At 57.9% G+C, this 22,510-nt stretch carries 23 protein-coding genes and 1 pseudogene; 10 read left to right on the forward strand and 14 right to left on the reverse strand.

Annotated features, from left to right (window positions below; translation table 11 throughout):
* Nucleotides 1–25: 25 nt before the first annotated feature.
* Both HUW52_RS08740 and HUW52_RS08745 read right to left on the reverse strand, forming a co-directional pair.
* On the reverse strand, nt 26–1,639 hold the full coding sequence (locus HUW52_RS08740) for an inorganic phosphate transporter (RefSeq protein WP_175553419.1): 1,614 nt from the start codon (nt 1,637–1,639) through the stop codon (nt 26–28).
* A gap of 248 nt (nt 1,640–1,887) precedes the next feature.
* Nucleotides 1,888–2,910: a transporter gene (locus tag HUW52_RS08745; protein WP_007917764.1), complete on the reverse strand. Its 1,023-nt coding sequence runs from the start codon at nt 2,908–2,910 to the stop codon at nt 1,888–1,890.
* Nucleotides 2,911–3,187: 277 nt separating this feature from the next.
* On the opposite strand from HUW52_RS08745, the gene HUW52_RS08750 reads away from it, so the two are divergent.
* Nucleotides 3,188–4,810 carry a methyl-accepting chemotaxis protein gene (locus HUW52_RS08750; RefSeq protein ID WP_175553420.1) on the forward strand — a complete coding sequence of 541 codons (1,623 nt, stop codon included), beginning with the start codon at nt 3,188–3,190 and terminating at the stop codon, nt 4,808–4,810.
* Nucleotides 4,811–4,920: 110 nt separating this feature from the next.
* The gene (locus HUW52_RS08755; protein ID WP_175553421.1) at nt 4,921–5,367 is read left to right on the forward strand and encodes a hypothetical protein; all 447 of its coding nucleotides are present in this window, start codon (nt 4,921–4,923) and stop codon (nt 5,365–5,367) included.
* A 266-nt stretch (nt 5,368–5,633) separates the two neighbouring features.
* Here the strand turns inward: HUW52_RS08755 and HUW52_RS08760 are convergent, their stop codons facing one another.
* Together HUW52_RS08760 and HUW52_RS08765 are read right to left on the reverse strand one after the other, a co-directional pair.
* A complete protein-coding gene (locus HUW52_RS08760) occupies nt 5,634–5,939 on the reverse strand; it encodes a PepSY domain-containing protein (RefSeq protein WP_007917758.1) in 306 nt (101 codons plus the stop codon).
* Nucleotides 5,940–6,101: 162 nt separating this feature from the next.
* A complete protein-coding gene (locus HUW52_RS08765) occupies nt 6,102–7,229 on the reverse strand; it encodes a glycerophosphodiester phosphodiesterase (RefSeq protein WP_175553422.1) in 1,128 nt (375 codons plus the stop codon).
* 221 nt (nt 7,230–7,450) lie between these two features.
* Here HUW52_RS08765 and HUW52_RS08770 point away from each other — a divergent pair, with 221 nt between their 5' ends.
* Complete coding sequence (locus tag HUW52_RS08770; RefSeq protein WP_016984808.1) at nt 7,451–7,777, forward strand: DUF2025 family protein; 327 nt, start codon at nt 7,451–7,453, stop codon at nt 7,775–7,777.
* 124 nt (nt 7,778–7,901) lie between these two features.
* Here the strand turns inward: HUW52_RS08770 and HUW52_RS08775 are convergent, their stop codons facing one another.
* Both HUW52_RS08775 and HUW52_RS08780 read right to left on the reverse strand, forming a co-directional pair.
* Complete coding sequence (locus tag HUW52_RS08775) at nt 7,902–8,207, reverse strand: antibiotic biosynthesis monooxygenase (RefSeq protein ID WP_016984809.1); 306 nt, start codon at nt 8,205–8,207, stop codon at nt 7,902–7,904.
* Complete coding sequence (locus HUW52_RS08780; RefSeq protein WP_175553423.1) at nt 8,207–8,911, reverse strand: CTP synthase; 705 nt, start codon at nt 8,909–8,911, stop codon at nt 8,207–8,209. The genes HUW52_RS08775 and HUW52_RS08780 overlap by 1 nt, the downstream gene beginning before the upstream one ends.
* Before the next feature lie 15 nt (nt 8,912–8,926).
* On the opposite strand from HUW52_RS08780, the gene HUW52_RS08785 reads away from it, so the two are divergent.
* Complete coding sequence (locus HUW52_RS08785; protein ID WP_175553424.1) at nt 8,927–9,868, forward strand: LysR family transcriptional regulator; 942 nt, start codon at nt 8,927–8,929, stop codon at nt 9,866–9,868.
* Here HUW52_RS08785 and HUW52_RS08790 read toward each other — a convergent pair whose 3' ends face one another.
* The 4 genes and pseudogenes from HUW52_RS08790 to HUW52_RS08800 all read right to left on the reverse strand — a co-directional run bounded on the left by HUW52_RS08790 (nt 9,869) and on the right by HUW52_RS08800 (nt 12,918).
* On the reverse strand, nt 9,869–10,402 hold the full coding sequence (locus HUW52_RS08790) for a DUF1003 domain-containing protein (protein ID WP_016984812.1): 534 nt from the start codon (nt 10,400–10,402) through the stop codon (nt 9,869–9,871).
* Nucleotides 10,403–10,509: 107 nt separating this feature from the next.
* On the reverse strand, nt 10,510–11,070 hold the full coding sequence (locus HUW52_RS30720) for a methyl-accepting chemotaxis protein (RefSeq protein WP_371929257.1): 561 nt from the start codon (nt 11,068–11,070) through the stop codon (nt 10,510–10,512).
* Nucleotides 11,056–11,829 (reverse strand): annotated as a pseudogene (locus HUW52_RS30725) (PAS domain-containing protein); the annotation flags it as partial. The pseudogene HUW52_RS30725 and the gene HUW52_RS30720, both read right to left, overlap by 15 nt.
* Before the next feature lie 480 nt (nt 11,830–12,309).
* Entirely contained in the window at nt 12,310–12,918 is a 609-nt protein-coding gene (locus HUW52_RS08800; protein ID WP_175553426.1) for a TetR/AcrR family transcriptional regulator, read from the reverse strand.
* A gap of 216 nt (nt 12,919–13,134) precedes the next feature.
* Between HUW52_RS08800 and HUW52_RS08805 the strand changes: the two genes are divergently transcribed.
* The gene (locus HUW52_RS08805) at nt 13,135–14,190 is read left to right on the forward strand and encodes an MBL fold metallo-hydrolase (RefSeq protein WP_175555655.1); all 1,056 of its coding nucleotides are present in this window, start codon (nt 13,135–13,137) and stop codon (nt 14,188–14,190) included.
* A gap of 36 nt (nt 14,191–14,226) precedes the next feature.
* Here the strand turns inward: HUW52_RS08805 and HUW52_RS08810 are convergent, their stop codons facing one another.
* Both HUW52_RS08810 and HUW52_RS08815 read right to left on the reverse strand, forming a co-directional pair.
* A complete protein-coding gene (locus HUW52_RS08810; RefSeq protein WP_099756962.1) occupies nt 14,227–14,544 on the reverse strand; it encodes a hypothetical protein in 318 nt (105 codons plus the stop codon).
* 93 nt (nt 14,545–14,637) lie between these two features.
* On the reverse strand, nt 14,638–15,405 hold the full coding sequence (locus HUW52_RS08815) for a helix-turn-helix domain-containing protein (RefSeq protein WP_175553427.1): 768 nt from the start codon (nt 15,403–15,405) through the stop codon (nt 14,638–14,640).
* Nucleotides 15,406–15,517: 112 nt separating this feature from the next.
* On the opposite strand from HUW52_RS08815, the gene HUW52_RS08820 reads away from it, so the two are divergent.
* From HUW52_RS08820 to HUW52_RS08835, 4 genes are all read left to right on the forward strand, one after another.
* Nucleotides 15,518–16,333 carry a sulfite exporter TauE/SafE family protein gene (locus HUW52_RS08820; protein WP_175553428.1) on the forward strand — a complete coding sequence of 272 codons (816 nt, stop codon included), beginning with the start codon at nt 15,518–15,520 and terminating at the stop codon, nt 16,331–16,333.
* A gap of 42 nt (nt 16,334–16,375) precedes the next feature.
* Nucleotides 16,376–16,741: a hypothetical protein gene (locus HUW52_RS08825; protein ID WP_110718758.1), complete on the forward strand. Its 366-nt coding sequence runs from the start codon at nt 16,376–16,378 to the stop codon at nt 16,739–16,741.
* 33 nt (nt 16,742–16,774) lie between these two features.
* Nucleotides 16,775–17,494 carry a hypothetical protein gene (locus HUW52_RS08830; protein ID WP_175553429.1) on the forward strand — a complete coding sequence of 240 codons (720 nt, stop codon included), beginning with the start codon at nt 16,775–16,777 and terminating at the stop codon, nt 17,492–17,494.
* Between the two features lie 86 nt (nt 17,495–17,580).
* Nucleotides 17,581–18,729, forward strand: a complete 1,149-nt coding sequence (locus HUW52_RS08835) for a hypothetical protein (RefSeq protein ID WP_175553430.1) — start codon at nt 17,581–17,583, stop codon at nt 18,727–18,729.
* Between the two features lie 3 nt (nt 18,730–18,732).
* On the opposite strand, the gene HUW52_RS08840 is transcribed toward HUW52_RS08835, so the two are convergent.
* Nucleotides 18,733–19,719, reverse strand: coding sequence for a hypothetical protein (locus HUW52_RS08840; RefSeq protein WP_175553431.1), 987 nt, complete (start codon nt 19,717–19,719; stop codon nt 18,733–18,735).
* Nucleotides 19,720–19,979: 260 nt separating this feature from the next.
* On the opposite strand from HUW52_RS08840, the gene HUW52_RS08845 reads away from it, so the two are divergent.
* Nucleotides 19,980–20,801, forward strand: a complete 822-nt coding sequence (locus HUW52_RS08845) for an HNH endonuclease (protein WP_034153333.1) — start codon at nt 19,980–19,982, stop codon at nt 20,799–20,801.
* Nucleotides 20,802–21,050: 249 nt separating this feature from the next.
* Here HUW52_RS08845 and HUW52_RS08850 read toward each other — a convergent pair whose 3' ends face one another.
* On the reverse strand, nt 21,051–22,301 hold the full coding sequence (locus HUW52_RS08850) for a ribonucleotide-diphosphate reductase subunit beta (protein ID WP_008084848.1): 1,251 nt from the start codon (nt 22,299–22,301) through the stop codon (nt 21,051–21,053).
* Nucleotides 22,302–22,510: the final 209 nt, after the last annotated feature.

The raw sequence follows: 22,510 nt of genomic DNA on the forward strand, positions 1-22,510 counted from the left end.
CGCTCCCACAAGGATAGTTGTGCGGTCAGAAGATCTGGGTGAACAGCCAATACAGGCTGCCCGACAGCAGAATCGCGGCCGGCAGCGTCAGCACCCACGCCATCAACAGATTGCGGATGGTCCTCATCTGCAACCCGCCACCGTTGGCGACCATGGTCCCGGCCACGCCCGAGGACAACACATGCGTCGTCGATACCGGCAAGCCAAACATGTCCGCCGCGCCAATGGTCAGCATCGCCACGGTTTCCGCCGAGGCACCCTGCGCATAGGTCAGATGGGTCTTGCCGATCTTCTCGCCAACCGTCACCACAATCCGCTTCCAGCCGACCATGGTGCCCAGCCCCAGCGCGATGGCCACGGCGATCTTCACCCACAGCGGAATAAACCGCGTGGCGTTGTCGATCTGCTGCTTGAACAGTTGCAGTTTGCTGCTGGTGTCGGCGTCGAAATTGCCGACTTTGTTCTTGTCCATCAGGCGAATGCTTTCGCTGGCCAGGTACATGTCATTCCGCACGTTGCCCATGGCTTCAGCCGGGACTTTCGCCAGCGAACCGTAGCCTTTGACTTCTTCACCAATGTGTCCGGTGAGGGCGGCGAGGGCGGGGATCAGTTGCGGCGTGGCTTCCTTGCTGCGCACGTATTCGGAGAGGACGGGACGCGGATCGGCCGGCGCCGGCAGCGGTGCACTTTTCACCAGCGCTTGTTGGGTGACTTGCGCCACGGCGGCAAACTGCAGCGATTGTTCTTCCGGCATCGTACGGTTGAGTGCGTAGGCCATCGGCAGCGTGCCGACCAGAATCAGCATGATCAGGCCCATGCCTTTCTGGCCATCGTTGGAGCCGTGAGCGAAGGACACGCCGGTGCAGGTCAGAATCAGCAGACCGCGAATCCACCACGGCGGCGGGGTGTTGCCTTCCGGGGCCTTGTACAGCGAACGATTCTTCACGAATGCGCGCAGCGCCAGCAGCAACAGCGCCGCGCAGCCGAAACCCACCAGCGGCGACAGCAGCAAGGCGTAACCAATCTTGGTCGCCTGCGCCCAGTCGACACCGCTGGTGCCGTCACGGCCATGCATCAAGGCATTGGCCACGCCGACGCCGATGATCGAACCGATCAAGGTGTGCGATGACGAGGCCGGCAAACCCAGCCACCAGGTGCCGAGGTTCCACAGGATCGCCGCGATCAGCAGGGCGAAAATCATCGCGAAACCGGCGGACGAACCGACCTGCAGAATCAGCTCCACGGGCAGCAGGGCAATGATGCCAAACGCCACCGCGCCACTCGATAGCAGCACCCCGAGAAAGTTGAAGAAGCCCGACCAGACCACCGCGACATTCGGCGGTAGCGAGTGGGTGTAGATCACTGTCGCGACGGCGTTGGCGGTGTCGTGGAAGCCGTTGACGAACTCGAAGCCCAGGGCAATCAGCAGCGCCACACCGAGCAACAGGAACGGCGTCCACGTAGTCACTACCGTGCCGAGTTCGTGCATGTCGTGCATCAGGCTGTAGGCGGTGAACAACATCCCCATCGCCAGCACGGCGAAAAAGATCACGTAGGTAAACGGGCTGGTTTTCTTGTCGAGGGCTGGCCTGCCGCTGGCGGCGGACGCGGGGCTGGCGGTCAGGGAGGGAGTAGCCATGAGCGGACAATCCTGAGCGAGGGAAGGAGTGTCGCCCATGATCGTTGCAGAATGTTACAGAGAGACTGCGTCAGGTCAGTGTTTGCGGTTTTAGCTCCACCGCTGATCCGAAGACTAAAGAAGATCCCTGTGGGAGCGAGCTTGCTCGCGAAAGCGGTGTGTCATCCGACAATGATGGTGCCTGACACTCCGTCTTCGCGAGCAAGCTCGCTCCCACAGGGGATCTGCGGTGGTAGTGCATTTCGTGGTCAATAATCCCCGCGCTTACGAAACGCCCAACGCCCGGCAATCACGGTAAACGTCGCCACCAGCGCAACCAATATCCAGAACCCCTCCGGATCCTGCGACAACGGCACGCCACCCACATTCATCCCGAAGAAACCGGCAATGATGTTGATTGGCAGCGCCAGCACCGTGACCACGGTCAGGGTGAACAGCGTGCGGTTGCTCTGTTCGTTGAGGTTGGCGGCGATCTCTTCCTGGAGCAGTTTGATCCGCTCACCCAGCGCAGTGAGGTCGTTGATGATCAGCGCAAACTCCTCGGTGGACTTGCGCAGCTCCTTGACGTCCTCCTTCTGCAACCACGGCGGCGGCCGGTTGAGCAGACGCAACAACGAACCCGGTTCCAGCGCCAACAGCCGTTGCAGACGCACCAGCACCCGCCGGTTGGCACCGAGTTCGGCACGGTTGGTCGACAGCCGTGAGGAAAGCAATTCGTCCTCGACCTGATCAACGCTCATGCTGGTCTTGCGCACGATCTGCGTCAGCACCTCGCCCTGATCACGGAGCAGATGCACGAGCAATTCCGAGGGCGAACGAAAGCGTTCGCCGGCCTTCACTGACGAGCGCAATTTATCCACCGAGTGCAGCGGTTGCAGGCGCGCGCTGACGATCAGTTTGCTGCGCACGCAGACCCACAGCGTCGACACGTCCGAGGAGACCATGCTGCTGAGGTTGAACACCACGTCGTTGACCACCGCCAGCAACGCCGAGTCGACATGCTCGATGCGCGTCGACCGTGAGCCTTCGTGCAGCGCCTCGAAAAACTCTTCGGGCAATTGCAGATGACTTTTCATCCAGCGCTCGCACGCCGCATGCGCCAGATTGAGGTGCAGCCAAAGGAATTCGCCACTGTCGCTGTCGTCCTGCAAACAGCGCAATGCCGTCGCCGAGTCAACTTCGCGACCGCGTTCGCCGGGGAGGAAGCGATAGCCGTAGAGCAGGCCAAACAGATCGGGATCGCGATGGCTGATATCGAGGCTGTGGTTCATGAAGGCTCGCTGCGAGGAGGGTGTGTCGGTCGCGCAAATGGCAGGTTCACTGAGCCGCATCATCGCAATGTCACATGACGTTTATGTGACAGCAAAGTGACGTCAAATCAGCAACTTACCGACGGTCGGAATTTCTTCAAGAAGCGCTCTGGTACGCCGATCACGCTTAGGTTACGTTGCGCGCGCTTGGCCATGAGCCAAGGCTCGCCGACATGGATGTCCGGCACAATTTCACGCCTTACCGGGCGTGCCTCATCCTTGTTCTGAGTATCTTTCGATGCTGCAAAAATCCCTGAGAGCGCAAATTCTCGCCCTGCTGAGCGGCAGCCTGCTGGCGGTGCTGTTGATCGCGCTGGCCTGTTTTCATTTCCTGTCCAACGGCGTGCAAAGCTACAGCCAGTTGATCGCCGGTCCCTTGCACACTTCACAACTGATCGATGAAGCCAACCTGCAATTCAAGGTGCAGGTGCAGGAATGGAAAAACGTCCTGCTGCGCGGCAAGCAACCGGCGGATCTGGCCAAGTACTGGGGCCAGTTCGAAGATCGTCAGCGCGATGTGCAGAATATTCTCGGCGAACTGGCTGGCCAGAAAGGCCTCGAGCCGAGCCTGAAAAACCGTATCGAACGCCTGCGCGATGAGCATCGTCAGCTCGGTTCTGCCTACCAGAAGGGCCGCGATGCCTACGTGGCTGCCGGTGGTGATCCGACGGCAGGTGACGCGGCGGTCAAAGGCGTTGACCGTGCCGCCAGTGATCAGATGAGCGAACTGGTCGCCGAGTTGCGCAAGCAAGGCACCGCGCAGTCGGCGCTGATCAGTGCCGAGGCCGATCGCACCGTGTGGCTGGGGCTGCTGGTGATGCTCGTGTCGGGTCTGTTGATCGGCCTGCTCAGCCTGTGGCTGGTCAACCGCAACCTGGTCGAGCCGATCCGCAAACTGATCGATTACGTCACTCAGTTGAGTCGCGGCAAACTCGCCGAGCGTGTGGTCAGCGACCGTCAGGATGAACTGGGCAATCTCGCCGCTGCGGCCAACACCCTGCGCGATTTCCTCGCCGACACCTTCACCCGTTTGCAACGCAGTGCGTCGGATCTGGACAGCGCCAGCGGCGAGTTGAACGCCATCGCCACGACCATGGCCGGCGGCACCAACGAGCAGTTCAACCGCACCGATCAGGTGGCCACGGCGATGAACGAAATGTCCGCCACCGCGCAGGAAGTGGCGCGTCACGCCGCAGACGCCGCACGTGCGGCCGACGATGCCGACCAGTCCGCCCAACAGGGTGAAAAGGTCATGCAGAGCACCATCCACTCGATCACCCAGATGCGCGGCGAAATCGCCAACACCGCCACGGTGATCCGTCGTCTGGAAGCCGACAGCGGTCGTATCGGCAAAGTGCTGGAGGTGATTCGCGGCATCGCCGAACAGACCAACCTGCTGGCGCTCAACGCTGCGATCGAAGCGGCGCGCGCCGGTGAAGCCGGGCGTGGTTTTGCCGTGGTCGCCGATGAAGTGCGCAACCTCGCGCAACGTACGGCTGAGTCAATCATCGAGATCAACCAGATCATTCAGAGCGTGCAGACCGGTGCGGTGGATGCGGCGCATGCCATCGACAGCGGCCAGACGCGCAGCGAAGAAAGCGTTGAGCAGGTGACTCAGGCCGGCGCGATGCTGGAGCGCATCACCCACGCCGTGGAAGCGATCCGCGACATGAACCGTCAGATCGCTACTGCTGCCGAAGAGCAGACCTCGGTGGCCGAGGACATCTCGCGCAACCTCACCGAGATTACGTCGATTGCCAGCACCAACCTCGACAACGTGCAGCGCACCGAAAGCGCCAGCCAGAATCTGCATAGCCTGTCCGGGCAACTCAATGAAGTCACCGCTCGCTTGAGCGCCTGACGCTATCGGACGTGTACCGGTTCGGATACCGAGTCGGTACACAGTCGATCTCAAATCGGTACGGGCGTGGTCGATGACCGGTTATCTATAACCGGCATTGGAGCCTTTCCATGGTCAGCATCACTTCTGTTTCGATCAATCAGACCGTCACCACACCCACCAGCAAAACGTCGATCAGTGACGTTGGTGACGACACGTCTACCTCAGCAACCGCCAGCACGGGTGCGACTGCCGATACCGGTAAAGTCGCCGCCGGTGGTGGTGCCGCTCCGGCGGGTGACAGCGGTTCCAGCAGCAGCGAGGAGTCGGATTCGGTGAAAGAACTGCGCAAGCAGATTGCCGAGTTGCAGAAGCAATTGCAGGAACAGCAACAGGCGTTGCAAGCGGCGCAGGCGAAGCAGGAACGTTCGGATGCGAAGGTCGCCGAAGTGGCTGCCGCACAAGCGCAGATCACTGCCACCTCGGCCTCCCTGTCCACCGCCACCGCCTCGCTGTTGCAGGCGTTACAGGATTCCGACTCGAGCACCTCGGGTTCTTTGGTCAGCACCTCGGCGTGATGCCCTTTCCCCTCACCCTAGCCCTCTCCCAGAGGGAGAGGGGACTGACCGTGGTGGATGTTGGAGGTACATCGACTTGAGAGACCTGAGTCGAACTCAGGTTTTGAAAGGTTTGAAGATCTGCTCCCTTTCCCCTCGCCCCCTTGGGGGAGAGGGCTGGGGTGAGGGGGAGAAAATCTCACTGACAACACATCAACCATGCCAAACACCAGACACAAAAAAGCCGCACGATCTTTCAATCGTGCGGCTCTTGGTGGTGCGTTCAATCAAGTGTCTTGCTTGTTGCTCAACACCTTGCCAGTGGTCGCATCAAAGTCCACGTCGAACTCTTTGCCATCAGCCGTCTTCAGCTCAACTTCGTACTCATAACCATTGAAGTGGTTATCCAGGTCGGTGTCAGTAATAGTCGCACCCGGATGCAGTTTCAGCGCTTCGGCGTTCATCGATTCCAGCGACTTGATCTTGCCCGACTTGACCAGTTCAGGAATCTGGTCAACGCGAACATCAGCCTGGGCCAAGCCAGCGGTAAGGGTCAGGGCAGCGGCGGTAAACAGGGCAGTCAAAGTTTTCATCGGTTCATTCCTTGGGGTGATTCGTTTAAGTGGCCTCAGGTTAACCGGCACAACTTAACTCACCCTTAAAATCCCAAACCCAAACAAAACGGGCAAGCCCTGCACCTGCACAGAACCTGTGGAAGTGTGGCTTGCCCGCGATGAAGGCGCCTCGATTTCAGATCAGAAGCCGTTGTTCTTCAACACCTGATCAACACTGACGGACGCCGGGCGTTTATAGAATTTCAACAGTTCGCTGGCGCGGTTGGTAAAGATGCCGTCGACACCGGCCGACATGACTTTCTCGAAGTCCACCGGCTCGTCGACGGTGTAGACGTGCACCAGCATGCCCTGGTCGTGGGTGTATTGGTTCATCCACGGTTGCACCAGATCCGAATAGCTCTGATCGCCGCCCTTGGTCAGCTTCGCCGATGGGCCGGTGCCGATCGCACCCTGGGCCTTGGCGTAATCCACCCATTGTTTGAATTCGGCTTCGGACTTCGGCTCTTGTTTACCGTAGAAAACGTTTTTGTCCTTCTCGCCGGATTCGGCAAACGTTACTTTCGATTTCGGCTCGATGCTGCCTTCACCCACCCACAGCAGGAGGATCTTCGGCACCTGCGGCATTTCTTTTTCCAGCAGTTCGAGGCTGTTTTTCTCGAAGGTTTGCAGGATCACTTTGCCTTTGCCCTGACCGACACCCAGCGCACTTTTCGCCAGTTTCGAACCGGCCGGGCTCAGCCAGCCACGATCCTGCAGTTTTTCCTTGAGGTCTTTTTCGATCCCGGGAAACAGCTGCGGCTCTTTGGTCTCGATGTACAGGCCCGGTTTGTGTTGCGGGTTGGCCTGGGCGATGTCGATGATTTCATCGAGGGTCAGAATTTTCAGCCCGGCGTAGGACGGGCGCGCGCGATCCGGGTACTTGGCGTTGAACCAGCTGCCAGCGTCGAGGGTTTTCAGTTCTGCCATGGTAAACGCGGTGGCCGAGGCGTCCTTGCGCTCCGGAAACTTGCTGGCGACGTCGGTGGTGCGTTGCAGGTTGTTGTCGTGCAGGGCGAACAGCACGCCGTCCTTGCTGCGCTGCAAGTCCATTTCCAGGTAATCGGCACCCAGATCGCGGGCCAGTTTGTAGGACGCTGCGGTGGATTCCGGTGCATCGAAGGACGCACCACGATGAGCGATTACCGCCGGGTGCGGGATGCCGTGGGCCGCGGCGACGGCGGCAGGATCCGTCTGGCTGGCGGCGTGCGCCTGACCGAGGCCGAGCAGCAGGCTCAGGACCAGAGCGCTTTTGGTGAAAGTGGCGGGCATGTTCGAGTTCCTTTCGCAGGGCATTTTCAAAGACGTATCTTTTAACAACTGAATCGATTGCATGCTATCGCCAGACCGACATAAACGTATTAAAAGCGATTTTTCCTGCACTTTTGTGGCGCCGTTTGCAGTACGCTTGCCCTCGGCAGACGTCCCGGCAGAGGGCTCGCCGTGCAGTTGCCCTGCGTGTAAACCATCGATCACCTTTCGTGAGGTTTACCATGCGCATCACCTCCCAACTCATCTGCCAGGCTGCTGACGATCTCAAAGGATTTGTCGGCCTTAACCGTAAAACCGGTCAGTACATCGTGCGATTTAGCGAAGATTCGTTCGGCATGGACGTGGCGGATGACGGCATTATTCCTGTGAATGAATTTGTCTGGGCGCCGGCGACAGCGCAGACCATGACGCTTAAACGCGAGTTGATTCAGTTGTTGCTGGATCAGCATATCGATGAGCGGATCAACATCACCGAGCCGTTGCGGGTGTATATGAGCAAGGTTGACGTGCCGGAGATTGTGGCGGTGCGCAGTCTGGTGCGCGGCTGAGACGCTCTGTGACAGTGCAGTCCTCTTCGCGAGCAAGCTCGCTCCCACATTGGATCTGCGTCGATCACAAATCCACTGTGGGAGCGAGCCTGCTCGCGAAGGCGGCCGCCAATGCGCCGCCCTTTTATTGGCCGAACCGATACTCCCGCTCCACCCGACACACCCGCGTATGAAACGCCGAATACCATTGCGAACGACCACGCGCCTGAATCTCCCGATGCTCAGGATGCTGCCGCCACGCCAGAATCGCCGCTTCGCTCTGCCAATACGACACCGTAATCCCGACGCCATCCGCCCCTCGAACCGACTCCACCCCAAGAAACCCCGGCTGCTCACTGACCAACGCAGCCATGCGCTCGGCCGCCTCGGCATAGCCGTTGTCACCTTCGGTTCGAGTCGAAGTAAAAATCACCGCAAAGCAATCAGTCATCAACGTGACTCCCCACAAGCGTCAACAAACGCGCGCACCAGCGGCGGCATCAACCCTTTGAGCGCGGCACGTTCCGGCTGGAACAACGTCGCGACAAAGAAGCGGTGATCCTTGAGCTCAATCGCGCGCAAATCCCCTGACGAATCATGCCCCACTGCCTGTAGCCGATCGTTCAACAGTTCCCGTTCGAACAGCGGATTCACACCGAAGCGGCAGCGATAACCTTCACGAATCTGCGACGTTTCGTACGCCTTGGCGATCAACGAACCGGGCACCAAATGAATACTGTCCACCGCTTCGACCAGCGAACAGGTCAACGGCGTGAGTACAGCTCGCTCTGAGTTGGGCGACGTTTCACCATGCTCGGCATCCGTCCAGCCCAGCACGTTGCGGGAAAATTCCAGCACCGCATGTTGAAAACCGCCGCAGGTGCCGAGGAAAGGGCGCTGCTGTTCGCGGGCAAAACGGATCGCCCGCAACGCGCCGGCTTCACTTTTGTAAGGACTGGCGGGGACGCACCAGAAACCGTCGAAGCGCTCGAGCGGCGTATCGGCGTGGATCTGCTCGGTGGGCAACCATTCGAATTGCACGTTGCGGTTGAGGTGTTCGGCGACCAGCCCGAGGGCGACGGGAATGGCTTGGTGAGCGGTGACCTGCGGGTCGTAATCGCCAATCAGGGCGATACGGATGGCGCTGTTTTCCATGGAGGTTCCCTGCGCTTGTTGATTGATGGCCCTCACTATAGATTGGCGTTCACGCACTCAATATGGGCGTTTCCCCAAGTGATCAATGCAGCGACGCACTATCAGCTCGACTACCCCGATCTCGCCCTGATCCTCGCCTTGGTGCGTGGCGGCTCGCTGGCCCGGGCCTCGCAGTTGTTGAAAGTCGACGTGTCGACGGTGTTCCGCGCCGTGCGCCGTCTCGAAGCTGCGCTCGGCCAGCAACTGTTCGAAAAAATCCGCGCCGGTTATCTGCCGACAACGTTGGCACAAACACTGGCCGAGCAAGCCGAACGCGCCGAACAGGCGCTGGAAGCCGCGCGCATCGGCGTGGAGCAGGGCGGTGAAGTGGTCAGCGGCACGGTGCGCCTGACCTGCACCGATTCGGTCTTGCAAGGTTTGCTGCTGCCGGCGCTGGCGCAGTTCATGCCCAATTACCCGGCACTGACCATTGAGCTAAGCACCTCCAACGATTTCGCCAACCTCAGTCGCCGCGATGCTGACATCGCCCTGCGCCTGACGCGGACACCGCCGGAGCATCTGGTCGGACGACAACTGGCGAAGATTTCCTACCGGGTCTGCGCCAGTACGCGGTATCTGCAGAATGTCGATGCATCGGATCTGACGGCGCTGACGTGGATAGCTCCGGACGACTTTTTACCCGATCACCCAACCATCGCCTGGCGTCGTCAGCATCTACCCGGCGTCACCCCGGGCTATCGTTGCAACAGCATGTTGTCGGTGACAGAGCTGGTTCGCGCGGGCCTCGGCGTGGCGGCGTTACCGGACTTTCTGATCACCGAGGGTGTGCAGGCGTTGAGCGAGCCGCTGCATGGTTATGACACCGCGCTGTGGCTGCTGACGCGCCCGGATTGCCGCGCCTTGCGCTCGGTAGTGACGCTGTTCGATGAGTTGGGGCGGGCGCTGCGGTTGCCGTAATCAGCGCTGCGGGTTCTGGCGCATGTGATCGTGCAACTCGCTGGTCAGGCTGGCGATGCGTTCGGTGAGGTTTTTGGTCATCTCGGTGAGGCGGGTGTTCTGCTCCAGCAGCTCAAGCAGTTGCGCGGTGTTCTTCGCCGCTTGGGCCTGACGCTCGGTATTGGCCTGTGCCAGGTCTTCACGATGTAGTGCGTCAGCATCGGCCTGCGCCTTGTCGCGGGCAGCCTGGCGTGTTTGTGCGAGCAGAATCAGCGGCGCGGCGTAAGCCGATTGCAGGCTGAAAGCAAGGTTCAACAGGATAAACGGGTAGACGTCGAAGGTGGTCACGCCAAACACGTTGAGACAGATCCACAAGAGCACGATCAGGGTTTGCGCGCCGAGAAACATCGGCGTGCCGAAGAACCGTGCAAATGCCTCGGCGCGCAGGGCGAACGTGTCGTTACCGAAGGTGGTGCTGAGGTGGGCGTGGGGGCGGTGGAAGCGCAAGTGATCGACGGGAGCTGTTTCAGGCGATGCGGGTTTTTCAGTGGTCATGATGCACTCGGCAGGGCGTGGGACGTGTAGTCACTATAGCCCTGCGTTGTGGTGACCGGCCCCTTCGCGAGCAAGCTCGCGAAGGCCGCGACGCGGTCTACCTGCCTTTAACCCGGCACTCGCTCATTGGCAAACATGCTCACCGCATCCACCGCCTCGCTGGCGCCATCACGAATCTGCAAAATCACAGTGCCTGCCTGATTCGCCAACTCGACCCCTTCCGCCGCGCGCCCCCGGGTGCCTTCCATGCTCTTGATGGCCTGGCGGGTCTCGTTCTGGATCAGCCCGATCATGCTGGAAATCTCCGCGGTCGAGCCGCTGGTTCGAGCCGCCAATTGCCGCACTTCGTCAGCGACCACGGCAAACCCGCGCCCCTGTTCACCGGCGCGCGCTGCTTCGATCGCAGCGTTGAGCGCCAGCAGGTTGGTCTGATCGGCAATCGCGCGGATGGTGTTGACGATGGCGGTGATCTGCTCGGAGCGTTCGCCCAGTTGTGCAATCAGCGTTGAAGACTCAGCAATGTCTTCGGCGATTTCACGCATTTCGCTGGCGGCTTGCTGGATCACCTGCGTACCTTGCTCGGCGACTTTTCGGGTTGCCACGGAGATGTGATACGCCGCGCTGGCACTGCGTGCGTCCTGTTCGTGTTGCTCGACGCGGGTAGTCACGTCGGAGGCGAACTTCACCACTTTGCACAAGCGCCCGGCTGCGTCATAAACCGGGTTGTAGTTGGCTTCGAGCCATACGGTTTGCCCGCGTTTATCGACGCGTTCGAACTGACCCTGGAAAAGCTCGCCCTGGTTCAAGCGCCGCCAGAAGTCTTCGTAGGCGCTGCTGTTGACCAGTGCCGGCGTGCAGAACAAACGGTGATGTTTACCTTTCAGCTCGGCGAGGGTGTAACCCATGCGCGTCAGAAAATTCTGATTGGCTGTGAGAATACTGCCGTCGAGGTTGAATTCGATGACCGCCATTGCCCGGTCAATCGCCTGCAACTTGGCGTTGGCTTCGCTTTCCTGCTGCACCTTGGCGGTCACGTCCATGGCGTACTTGACCACTTTCACCACCCGTCCCGAAGCATCCTTGATCGGGTTGTAACTGGCCTCCAGCCAGATTGGGTGGCCCTTGCCGTCGACGCGTTCAAACGTACCGGACTGAAACTGGCCGTTTTTCAGGCGTGACCACAAATCAGTGTACTGAGCACTACGGCCGAACTCTGGCGTGCAAAAGCGTCGATGCGGTTGGCCGATCGCTTGTTCGGCGGTGTAACCCATGGTCTTGAGAAAGTTGTCATTGGCACGCAGCACCACGCCGTCAAGGTCGAACTCGATCACCGCCATCGAGCGATTGATCGCATCGAGCAGGCCGGCTTGTTCGGTGAGGGTGCGCTGAAGATCGTCGATGACGGATTTGTGGCGATTGAAGAACATGTTCGCACTACTCTGGAAGTGGGGAGGATCGAGAATTCAGTCCCTATTTCCGCGCCGGCAGACCGAATGCGCGGACGGCATTCGGCAATGTCTGCTCAATACCAGTATTCCTTAGCTGGCAGATGGCTACTTATACAAAACTTCATAAACTTGTACAAGAAAGTAATTATTTGTAATTTTGTATAACTTTTCGAGCGTCGGCGTTGTCCGTCGCGGTCCTGCTCAGGGCAACGCTGATGGTGTTGAGGCCCTTGTGTTTAGCGGTATAGAGCGTTTTATCGGTGTCATCCCGCCAGTCGAGGACATCCTTGTACAAGGATTGATAGCGCGCCAAACCGATACTAAGGCCCACTCGCAACTCTGGCACCCGCGGATGACAGCATGAATTCAATGCTTGACCCATCGCGCCATCAACCCTCCAGGCCTCATGCAGCGGCAACTGGCGGGGTCACACAGAGCGGGTTACAGGAGGAGGGCTGATTAGCGTTGATAGCAGGTTAGAAACATTTCCAGTGCGGATTCGGCGACGGTGTTCTGCATCTCGACATCGAGGGCTGCGCGGCCCATCGACATCTGTGGCCAGAAGGCAAAGGTCTTGAGCAAGCCTTGTACTTGATGGGCGGCGAATTCCGGATCGACCGGTTTCAGTCGACCGTCAGCCTGCGCAGCGCGAATCCACACGGTCAGGCCTTCCTCGCGCTCGCCCAGGCGCTCGATCATGTTCTGCGCGCGCTCCGGCGAATGAATGGTCGCAGCAATTGCCACTCGGGCCAGGGTCAGAAAGTTTTCGTCGGCCATCAACTGCACTTTGGCCTGAAGCATTTGCCGCAACTGATCACGTAGAGGCTGATCGCGGTTATAGACGACCGATTGCTCGGCGCTGATTCGTGCCCACAACTGGTTGAGAATTTCGGCGAACAGCTCTTCTTTACTGGGGAAATGGTTGTACACCGTGCGCTTGGATACACCAGCGGTGGCCGCGATTTTGTCCATGCTGGTGATCTCGAAACCGTGGGCACGGAATTCGGCAATCGCCGCCTGAATAATGGCTTCGCGTTTACGGTCGGTGAGGCGCTGTGGAGCTGTCATAAGTACGCTTTGGCAGAGAAAAGATGAAATTACACTTGGCAGTTTACTTGTCATCCGCTTTGATGCAACCTAGAAACTACACCGAGCAGTGTAATGTTGCGTTAATCCTCGCAGCCTAAAAACCAGAGAGTTCGGCCTATGCGTGCAGCTTTGGCCATTTATCGTCCCACCGTGGAAAAACCGCGAATTGCGCGGTTTTTCTGGAGTCATTCAGTCATGGCCAATCCAGTTTCGCTCCCGGATAACACATCCACGCCTGAAGCCTCGCGGCAGCATCAGGGGCTGTTTCGCAATCACGCACCTGTGCAGCGCGAGGGTGCGCGCAAAATGCTGCGGATCATGTGGAACATGATTTTCCACAAACCGCGCAACACCCGGCCCGCCGCGCCAATCCCTGTGCAGGCGTTGACCCGGGAAGCATTGCTGGCGGCGCCCAACCACAGCGTCTATCGCCTCGGCCACTCGACCCTGCTGCTGAAGCTTCGCGACAAATTCTTCATCACCGACCCGGTTTTCGCCGAGCGCGCATCGCCGGTGCAGTGGGCCGGACCGAAACGCTTCCACCAACCGCCGATCAGCATCGACCAGTTGCCACCGATCGAAGCGGTGATCCTGTCGCACAACCATTACGACCATCTCGATTACCAGGCCGTGCTCCGATTGGCCGCCAAGACCAACCTCTTTCTGACCCCGCTGGGCGTCGGCGACACGCTGATCAAATGGGGTATCGAAGCCAGCAAAGTCCGCCAGTACGACTGGTGGCAGGGCGCAGAGATTGCCGGCATCCGTTTCGTCGCCACACCGTCACAGCACTTTTCCGGCCGTGGTCTGTTCGACGGCAACAGCACCCTGTGGGCATCGTGGGTGATGATCGACGGCGATACACGGATCTTCTTCAGCGGCGACAGCGGCTACTTCGATGGCTTCAAACGCATCGGCGAACAGTACGGCCCGTTCGACCTGACCCTGATGGAAACCGGCGCCTACAACGTCGAATGGCCACACGTGCACATGCAGCCAGAAGAAACCCTGCAAGCGCACATCGACCTCAAAGGCCGCTGGCTCTTCCCGATCCACAACGGCACCTTCGACCTGGCGATGCACGCCTGGCACGAACCGTTCGACCGGATTCTGGCACTGGCGTGGGAACGCAGTATTTCCATTACTACGCCGCAGATGGGTGAGGCGTTTAACATCACTCAGCCGCAACGCGGTGAGGCGTGGTGGTTGGCGGTTGAAGGGGAGAATGACGCGGTGGTGCAGAGCGCCTGATAGCTCGCCCAGTTCGCCCCTTCGGGGGCGATTGTCTTACTCAGCCATCGCAAAATCCCCACGCCCCATCGCTTCCGACGACACGCCCTGAACACTGGCACTACGCCCCGGTGCAAACCCGGGAAAGAACACCAGCCCCTGCGCCTCGAACCGATAAGCCAGCGCCAGTCGCGCCGCATCCGCGACATCCTGCTGCGCTTCAAACCGTTGAATGTCTTCAACCGAAACTTCAGCCTCCCGCGATAGCTGTTCCACGCTCCAGCCCAGCATCGCTCGGGCCTGGACGCAGTGCGTCGGGGTGAACTGGAAAAGGGCAATGCGTTCGAGGATGTGGTTCATCGCAAGAGAGGCCATGGTGTGCTCCGGGCTCAAGAGTGCTGATTGAAAATGTACTGTGTTTTTGTACAGTTGTTTTCGGCCGGGATCAAACGCATTTTTTGATTTGCCCTAATTCGCCGCCTGCAACCAGACGGACGGTGCCTGCCCGAGGATCCGCCGGAACATCGTCGAGAACGCCGCCGGGCTTTCATAACCGAAGTCCAGCGCGATGCGCGTCACCGCTTCACCCGAGGCCAGTCGCGCCAGCGCCAGGACCACGCACGCCTGCTGCCGCCATTGCCTGAAACTCAATCCGGTCTGTTGCCGAAACATCCTGTTGAAGGTACGCAAGCTTATGTGTAACTGCTGGGCCCACTGCTGTGGAGATTGATGGGCGTACGGCTGATGCAGAAAGGTCTGACACAGAGACAGGAGCTTTCCGTCAGTCGGTAGCGGAATGTGCAACGGCAGCGGCGCACTGCGCGTCAATTCATGCAGCAACAGATCAATCAACACACCATCGCGTCCGCCCAACTCATAGGTCAGCGGCACTTCCACCGCCTCCATCAGCAAATGCCGCATCAACGGCGACACACTGATCACCTGACAGCGCGTCCCCAAATCCACCGCACCGGGCTCGATGTACAAGCTGCGCGTGCTGACCCCAAGCATCAACACCTCATGCGCCACATTCGGCGGAATCCACACCGCCCGCTGCGGCGGCACCACCCAATTACCGTCATGGGTGCTGACTTGCATCACACCCGTCGCGCCGTACAACAACTGCGCCCGCCGATGCGTATGAAAGGGCAGTAGGTGACCGTGAGAATAATCCGTACCGATTGCCACCACCGCGCGCGGCGTGTCATCCAGCAGATTGATCGAAACATTGCGCATCAGGCTTTTCCCGGTGATTGGCGTAAACACAAACATTATTGGCTCACTTGCTGAAGCAGGCCAAGCGATGCTGCTCTATCGTCGACCGCTCTCCCACCACGGACACCTCAACATGTTCTATCTACTGCTGACCCTCTTCGGCTGCCTGACTGGCATCACCGCGGTCCTGTTCGGCTTCGGCGGCGGCTTCGTCGTGGTGCCGCTGCTGTATCGCCTGCTCACCGCCAGCCACGGCGCCGATGACCCGATCGGCCAATCGGCGATGCACATCGCCGTCGCCACCTCGACCTGCGTGATGATCGTCAACGCCCTGATCGCCACCGACAAGCACCGCCGCGCCGGCAATCTCATCCGTCATTACCTGTGGCCCTTGGGTGGGTTTATCGGCGTGGGCGCAATCGTGGGTGCAGTAGCGGCGATATGGGTTAGCGGCGAAGTGATTCGCTACGCGTTCATTGGTTACCTCGGCGTGACAATCATTGATTGCCTGCTGCGCCGCGGATTTCTCACGCAAAACGCAGACGTCATCCCGCGCCGACTAGGCGCTACGGAAACTTCCGCAGGCGGTGTAGGCATCGGCGCCATCGCGACGTTTCTCGGTGTAGGTGGCAGCGTCATGACCGTGCCGCTGTTGCGCCGTTGCGGGCTGAGCATGTCGCAAGCGACGTCCATGGCCAATCCGCTGAGCGTGCCGGTGGCAGTGGCCGGCACGCTGACGTACATGGCGTTGGCCGGGTTCAGTCAGGCTAATCTGGGCGCGTGGTTTGTCGGGTATGTTGATTTGCTGGCGTTTGCGGTGCTGACGGTGGGGTCGCTCATCGGGATTCGATTGGCCGCGCCATGGATTGGCCGGATACCGGATCGGGTGCATGCCTGGGTTTATATTGGATTGCTGATTATTGTATTGCTGTGCATTTCACTAAAGTGATGCATTGCTCCACTGCACTCGCAACCAATTAATGGAGGGGATATGTCGGTTTCCGAGAGTGACTGGAAAAAGTACCGTGAACTGCGCAAGGTGGCACTGGATCGTTTTTGTCAGGGAGTTCTGTCCGAGGCCACGGTCGTCGCTCAAAACGATGCTCTTTCAGCGCATGCGCGTTACTTGACGCTATATCGGCTCATTCGCAGTCGAGATAAGGACATGGCGGCAGTCTTCGATCAGCGAATGAGCCGCTCAAACGTATGGCTTCCATTGCTCATGATGGTCGCGCATGATTTGCTGACCGACGCGGAGTTGTCTGGCTTCAGCGAAGAGATGCGTGAGAGGATTTCGGAAGCTGTGCGTCAGCCTTATGAAATTGAATGGGCGGAAGAAACCAAAATTGATAACTGAACGCTGTCCTCCAGCAATAACCAGAGAACCAGGATGTTGATCTTCAATTGCACCGAAGCCGCCAGTAAGTTTTTCAGCCGTGTTCACAAAGGCAAAAAGATTACGCCGGTGGACGCTAATCCGCCGTCCCCAATCATTGAAGATGATGAGTCGAACGGCGCTGATGAGCAGTGGCTGGTGCACGCGATAACGGTACAACGCAAGCATGTGTTGCTGGTCATTCACGTCCAGACCCGCTATTGCCTGATTTTCGCTGATGCGAAAAAGGCTGACACAGAAGACTTTGTTGATCGATTCGTGGATCGTTGGGTCAAGGGGATAGTGATCAACGCACATCATCATGACCTCGGGCAGTGGCTTAACCCTGAGTTGATGTTGGCGCGGCTGAAACAGACTTGTGAGCATCAACGGTTCTATCGACGTAGTCATCGCAGCGCGCAAAAACACATTGATGAAATTGCATGGATGTTTCAGGACAAGGTCGCCCATACGGGATCTTTGCCGCCGGATGAAATCACTGCGATGGTTTTTGACGAGCAAATGAATGACACGCCCAGGAACAGCAAGGGCGCCAAGTCTTACTACTTTCCGGATGAGGAAATGGCGCTTCACTGGCTGCGTCACTACTGCTTTCTCGATGACGTCCAGCTTCATGCTGCCAAGGAACGTCGCCAACAGATGGCTCGGGAAATTGCGGCCCTTGAGCACGAAGCCTGGCTTAAAAAGTACGAGCAAGAAAACTCGAATAGTTAAACCGTCCCCGCCATAATCCGCAGCGTATTTTTCAGCGCCGGCGCCTGTGTGCCGACGCGACCACCGACTCCTTCAAGGATTGATTCATGCTCAAGGGACTGATGCGCCTGGCACCGTGCGCCGCTGTGCTGTTCTCACTGATCTCCACTGCCCATGCCGAAGATGGCCGTCGCGTATTTACCGGCACATTGGGCAAGACGGCGATTGTTGTTGAACTCAACACCACACAGCAGGACGAAGTCACCGGCCGCTATTTCTACGAGAAATATCACCGCGACCTGGCACTCAGCGGTTCGCTGCAGGACAGCACGCTGAGCCTCGTCGAAGGCAATAACCGCTACGGTGACGACAAGCCGCTGCCGACGCTGAAAATGAAACCCACTGCTGATGGCTGGCAGGGCGAGTGGCAAAGTCCGCAGGGCAAGAAGCTGCCGGTGAAACTTGCCGAAGCCAAACTTCCAGCGCCGACATCAACGACTTTGCCTTTCATTGCCACACTGCCGAAGAGCGAACCCTACGAATATTTACGTTTACAGGGACTCAAGCTCAAGCCCGCGAAAACAGAAAGCTTCATGGGTTATAACCTGCAGTGGTGGGTCGAACCGGAATCGAAAATTTCGTTGTTCAGCGTCGCGTCCGGCTACCCGGCGCAAGATCAACTACGCATCAATCAGCTATTGCTTGAGCGACTTTGGCGAGAGGTCATCAGCTACCACGCCTGCATGCTGCAAGGTGGCGAAAATGCCGAGCAGTATCAGAGTGTCGCGCCCACGTTCCTGTCGCCGGACGTGGTCAGTCTGAACATCAATACCGGGTATGACTGTGGGGGCGCGCACCCCGATGTCAGTAACTCACCCGTCAACCTCAATGTTCACACTGGCCAAGACATAAAGCTGCAAGACGTGTTGTGGGTTGGCGAGCGCGAGAATACCTCGGCTGAAACAAACGCCAGCAATCAGAGCGATGTGTTGGCGCCGTGGCTGATCAAACAATTCACAACGCTGTATCCCAACGAAATGAAAAAACCAGCCGTCGGTGATGAGGACAGCTGCGATTACACCGATGAAAATGTCTGGAGCGTTTTGAATTGGCACTTCACCGCCAAAGGCATTTACCTGGGACCGTATTTTCCACGCGTACAACGTGGTTGCGATGAACCAGAGTGGTCGATCCTGCCGTACTCCCTCGTCAAACAACACCCCGGCGCCGTCAACCTGCAACTGCCCCAAGGCTAACCGTCACTCCAGACCCGGCGCTTCACGAATAATGAAGTGATCCAGGTTCTCGATATTGGCATTGAAGACCTCGAAAGGCTTTTCGGGGTTCTTCTTGCCGGGCACCTGCTTCAACTCCGGCGTCACCCCATAGAAGAAACAGAACAACGCCTTGTCGCTGTCCACCGCGTGCTTGATCTCTTCCAGAAACGCCTTGCGCTTGCGGTAGTTGTCGATCAGCTTCTTGTTCAGATAAACGCTGACCGGATACGGCTTCTTCTTACTGTCCTCGGGCTTCTTGAACCAGACCTTGTCCTCGAAATCGATACGAAAACTGGCACTGTGGAAGTCCTCGATCTTCTTGATCCGCCCCCAGTAAATCAGCCCCTTGTTGTCCGTCAGATACTCAATCTTCTTGAAGAACGAACTGTACGGCGCCGTATGCTCGCCGACCTTCAACGGCATCCGCTTAAGCAACTCCTTGTCCGCGAAGTTCGACACAAAACACTCCACCGGATGCGCAAACACACTGGTCTTGTCCGGCGCCGACTCACGACTCGCCGACTCTTTACCAGTGTCCGTCGCCACTCGCACCGGCTCATCCCGCAACACATCTGCCGCCCCCGCTGGCACGACAGGCTTGCGCACATACTCACGCCGGGTCAGCAACAGCTCTGATGGGAAGTGCTCCTCACGCCCGTCATCCGCCTCGCCATCCGCCGTCTCAACGCCTAACGCCGAAGCCTTCAAACTCACATACGGACAACCCGCCACATGCTGCGTAGTGGGCAGATTCTTGAAGTGCGGTGTGCGCACGTAATTCACGTTCTTGGCGTTGAATGTGCCCAACTCGTTGCAAATCTCGAACGCCGAACGACAGGCATCGTTGGGGCACTGGAAGTGTTCCTTCGCGGAGTCGAAGGCCACCGTCTCATCGAAATTGAGATCGCGAACGTCATAGATCGACAACTTGTCGTCGAGGCTGAGGCAGTAGGCGAGATCGAATTTCATGGTGGGGCTCGGATCCTTGAGTGGGGGAGGGGTATTAATAGCGGGAGGTGTGGGGTCGTGCACCTATTAATTCGGCAAAATAAAATATTTCTATACACGCGGAGTCTGGCGATCTGTCGTGTCATTCAAGGGGGGGATGCCCCCAGGTTTAGTCCATGAAGCCCTCAATTTTCTGGTCCTTGCGTCGGGAGCCTTCCATAATCATGTAGGAAATTTCGTGTTATTTGGTAGGCTTCGTCCTCTCTTGTGAGGATAAATGGATGCCAGCTGTCATTGCCGAAAGTGATGTTTCGAAGTGGTCTGATGAAACCGGCGTGCGGTACCACTTCCCAAAGCAGTTCAAAGGGGCGCTCTCCGAGGGGATGGAGGTGCTCTACTATAAATGTAGGATGAAAGAAAAGGAGTTTAAGAATCTGAGGCTTAGCACTAAACCTCATTATTTTGGTGTTGGTCGCGTCGTGAGAATATACGCGGATCTCGACAGTACAACTGGGGATCTGTTTGCTGATATTGAGGGCTTCAAACCTTTTGAGTTTGCGGTTCCAACCAAAGTGGATGGGCAATACTTTGAACCCGTTCCCCCGACACCTAAAACTAACTATTGGCGTAGTAGCGTTCGGAAAATTAATCAAGACGTCTTTGACAGGGTTCGTTCTCATGCGGTGCTAAAGGAGCAACCCAGTCTGAGCTCTGTTTCAGAAGACGGCGCGCAAGAGTTTGAGACGAGAATAACTGGTATTGAAGGAAAGAAGATCGCCTATTACGGTGTGAGGTATGAGCGCAACCCAAAGCTGAGATCGCGCGCGATAGATATTCATGGCCTTCGGTGTAACGCATGTAATTTTGATTTTGAGAAGGCTTACGGCGAGCATGCGAAAGGGTTTATCCATGTCCATCATGTGAAGCCCATTTCTGAATATGAAGAGGATCAAGTAGTTGATCCAGCAACCGACATGATTACTCTCTGTGCGAACTGTCACGCGGTTGTGCATAAAAAGCCCCAGCAATTGCTGAGTGTTGAGCAGTTGAAAGGGGTTCTTAGCGGCCGTTGGGTTTTCGATGACTCAACTATTGGAAAATAGCCAGATTACGCTTGGACGATTGATGCGCCAGTGTGCCTTTCGCCACTGAGCTTCAGCAGCGCGGATGGCCGTTTAAAGTAGGGCTACGAAAGTCGTTATGAGTATCGGTGTTGTGTAAACGCTGCCAGCTAAAGATCGAAAACACTAGTCATCACCCATAAAAAAGCCCCGATCAGATCGGGGCTTTTTGCTTTCTAGACTCGCCGACTCAGGCCGCAATCGTCAAATCGTGCCAAGCGAGACTATTAGTTAGTCCCAGCTAAGCGCACCACCAGTTTGGTATTCGATCACACGAGTCTCAAAGAAATTCTTCTCTTTCTTCAAGTCCATAATCTCGCTCATCCAAGGGAACGGGTTAGTCGTCCCTGGATACTCTTCCTTCAAACCGATCTGCGACAAACGACGGTTAGCGATGAACTTCAAGTAGTCCTCCATCATCGCCGCATTCATACCCAACACCCCGCGAGGCATGGTGTCACGCGCGTATTCGATCTCCAGCTGCGTACCCTGCAGGATCATCTGGGTCGCTTCTTCCTTCATTTCGGCATCCCACAGGTGTGGGTTTTCGATTTTGATCTGGTTGATCACGTCGATGCCGAAGTTCAGGTGCATGGATTCGTCGCGCAGGATGTATTGGAACTGCTCGGCGACGCCGGTCATTTTGTTGCGGCGGCCCATGGAGAGGATCTGGGTGAAGCCGCAGTAGAAGAAGATGCCTTCCAGAACGCAGTAGTAAGCGATCAGGTTGCGCAGCAACTCTTTGTCGGTGTCCGGGGTGCCGGTTTCGAACTTCGGATCGGAGATCGAACGGGTGTACTTCAGGCCCCAGGCCGCTTTTTTCGCGACCGATGGGATCTCGTGGTACATGTTGAAGATTTCGCCTTCATCCATGGCCAGCGATTCGATGCAGTACTGGTAGGCGTGGGTGTGGATCGCTTCTTCGAAGGCCTGGCGCAGGATGTACTGGCGGCATTCCGGGTTGGTGATCAGGCGGTACACGGCCAGTACCAGGTTGTTGGCAACCAGGGAGTCGGCGGTAGAGAAGAAGCCGAGGTTGCGCATGACGATGCGGCGCTCGTCGTCGGTCAGGCCTTCCGGGTCTTTCCAGAGGGCGATGTCGGCGGTCATGTTGACTTCTTGCGGCATCCAGTGGTTTGCGCAACCGTCCAGGTATTTCTGCCAGGCCCAGTCGTACTTGAATGGCACGAGCTGGTTGAGGTCGGCGCGGCAGTTGATCATGCGCTTTTCGTCAACGGCGACACGGGCGGAGGCGCCTTCGAGTTCGGCGAGGCCTTCGGCGACGTCGAGGGAGTTCAGTGCAGCCTTGGCGCGGGCGACAGCGGCCGAGTCGTCGGCGGTCACGGCGCGAGCTTCGATCGCGGCGGCACCGCCAGCGTTGTCGAGGCGGTCCATGTTGGCTTCAGTAGCGTGGCCGGCGTTGGCGCCTTTCACGGTTGCTACTTCACTGTCTTCTTTGTCGAATTCGTCCCAGCTCAGCATGACGTGTCGTCTCCTGCGTGAGGGCCTGTGCCCGTGTGAAACCTGATTGGTTGGTTTTTCACACGGTCGTACAGACCGCGTTGGATGTCGTTTTTTGCAGCGATGCACGCAGGCAAATAAACAGAAATTTTGACGGGTTCCGAGAGCCTCTGATGGGCGCAATCAGCGTTGAACGCTGCTGCGGGGCTTCAGAATGGCTTTTGCTCCCT

Source organism: Pseudomonas sp. 43A, assembly GCF_013363935.1.
Lineage (GTDB): Bacteria > Pseudomonadota > Gammaproteobacteria > Pseudomonadales > Pseudomonadaceae > Aquipseudomonas > Aquipseudomonas crudilactis.

Coding starts and splice junctions, on each gene's coding strand:
- HUW52_RS08835 (WP_175553430.1), top strand. CDS start 17,581: ATGCTCAAGGGACTGATGCGCCTGGCACCGTGCGCCGCTGTGCTGTTC.
- HUW52_RS08810 (WP_099756962.1), bottom strand. CDS start 14,544: ATGGCCTCTCTTGCGATGAACCACATCCTCGAACGCATTGCCCTTTTC.
- HUW52_RS08745 (WP_007917764.1), bottom strand. CDS start 2,910: ATGAACCACAGCCTCGATATCAGCCATCGCGATCCCGATCTGTTTGGC.
- HUW52_RS08760 (WP_007917758.1), bottom strand. CDS start 5,939: ATGAAAACTTTGACTGCCCTGTTTACCGCCGCTGCCCTGACCCTTACC.
- HUW52_RS08815 (WP_175553427.1), bottom strand. CDS start 15,405: ATGCGCAATGTTTCGATCAATCTGCTGGATGACACGCCGCGCGCGGTG.
- HUW52_RS08750 (WP_175553420.1), top strand. CDS start 3,188: ATGCTGCAAAAATCCCTGAGAGCGCAAATTCTCGCCCTGCTGAGCGGC.
- HUW52_RS08790 (WP_016984812.1), bottom strand. CDS start 10,402: ATGACCACTGAAAAACCCGCATCGCCTGAAACAGCTCCCGTCGATCAC.
- HUW52_RS08765 (WP_175553422.1), bottom strand. CDS start 7,229: ATGCCCGCCACTTTCACCAAAAGCGCTCTGGTCCTGAGCCTGCTGCTC.
- HUW52_RS08780 (WP_175553423.1), bottom strand. CDS start 8,911: ATGGAAAACAGCGCCATCCGTATCGCCCTGATTGGCGATTACGACCCG.
- HUW52_RS08755 (WP_175553421.1), top strand. CDS start 4,921: ATGGTCAGCATCACTTCTGTTTCGATCAATCAGACCGTCACCACACCC.
- HUW52_RS08775 (WP_016984809.1), bottom strand. CDS start 8,207: ATGACTGATTGCTTTGCGGTGATTTTTACTTCGACTCGAACCGAAGGT.
- HUW52_RS08845 (WP_034153333.1), top strand. CDS start 19,980: ATGCCAGCTGTCATTGCCGAAAGTGATGTTTCGAAGTGGTCTGATGAA.
- HUW52_RS08850 (WP_008084848.1), bottom strand. CDS start 22,301: ATGCTGAGCTGGGACGAATTCGACAAAGAAGACAGTGAAGTAGCAACC.
- HUW52_RS08805 (WP_175555655.1), top strand. CDS start 13,135: ATGGCCAATCCAGTTTCGCTCCCGGATAACACATCCACGCCTGAAGCC.
- HUW52_RS08740 (WP_175553419.1), bottom strand. CDS start 1,639: ATGGCTACTCCCTCCCTGACCGCCAGCCCCGCGTCCGCCGCCAGCGGC.
- HUW52_RS08820 (WP_175553428.1), top strand. CDS start 15,518: ATGTTCTATCTACTGCTGACCCTCTTCGGCTGCCTGACTGGCATCACC.
- HUW52_RS08830 (WP_175553429.1), top strand. CDS start 16,775: ATGTTGATCTTCAATTGCACCGAAGCCGCCAGTAAGTTTTTCAGCCGT.
- HUW52_RS08770 (WP_016984808.1), top strand. CDS start 7,451: ATGCGCATCACCTCCCAACTCATCTGCCAGGCTGCTGACGATCTCAAA.
- HUW52_RS08840 (WP_175553431.1), bottom strand. CDS start 19,719: ATGAAATTCGATCTCGCCTACTGCCTCAGCCTCGACGACAAGTTGTCG.
- HUW52_RS08800 (WP_175553426.1), bottom strand. CDS start 12,918: ATGACAGCTCCACAGCGCCTCACCGACCGTAAACGCGAAGCCATTATT.
- HUW52_RS08825 (WP_110718758.1), top strand. CDS start 16,376: ATGTCGGTTTCCGAGAGTGACTGGAAAAAGTACCGTGAACTGCGCAAG.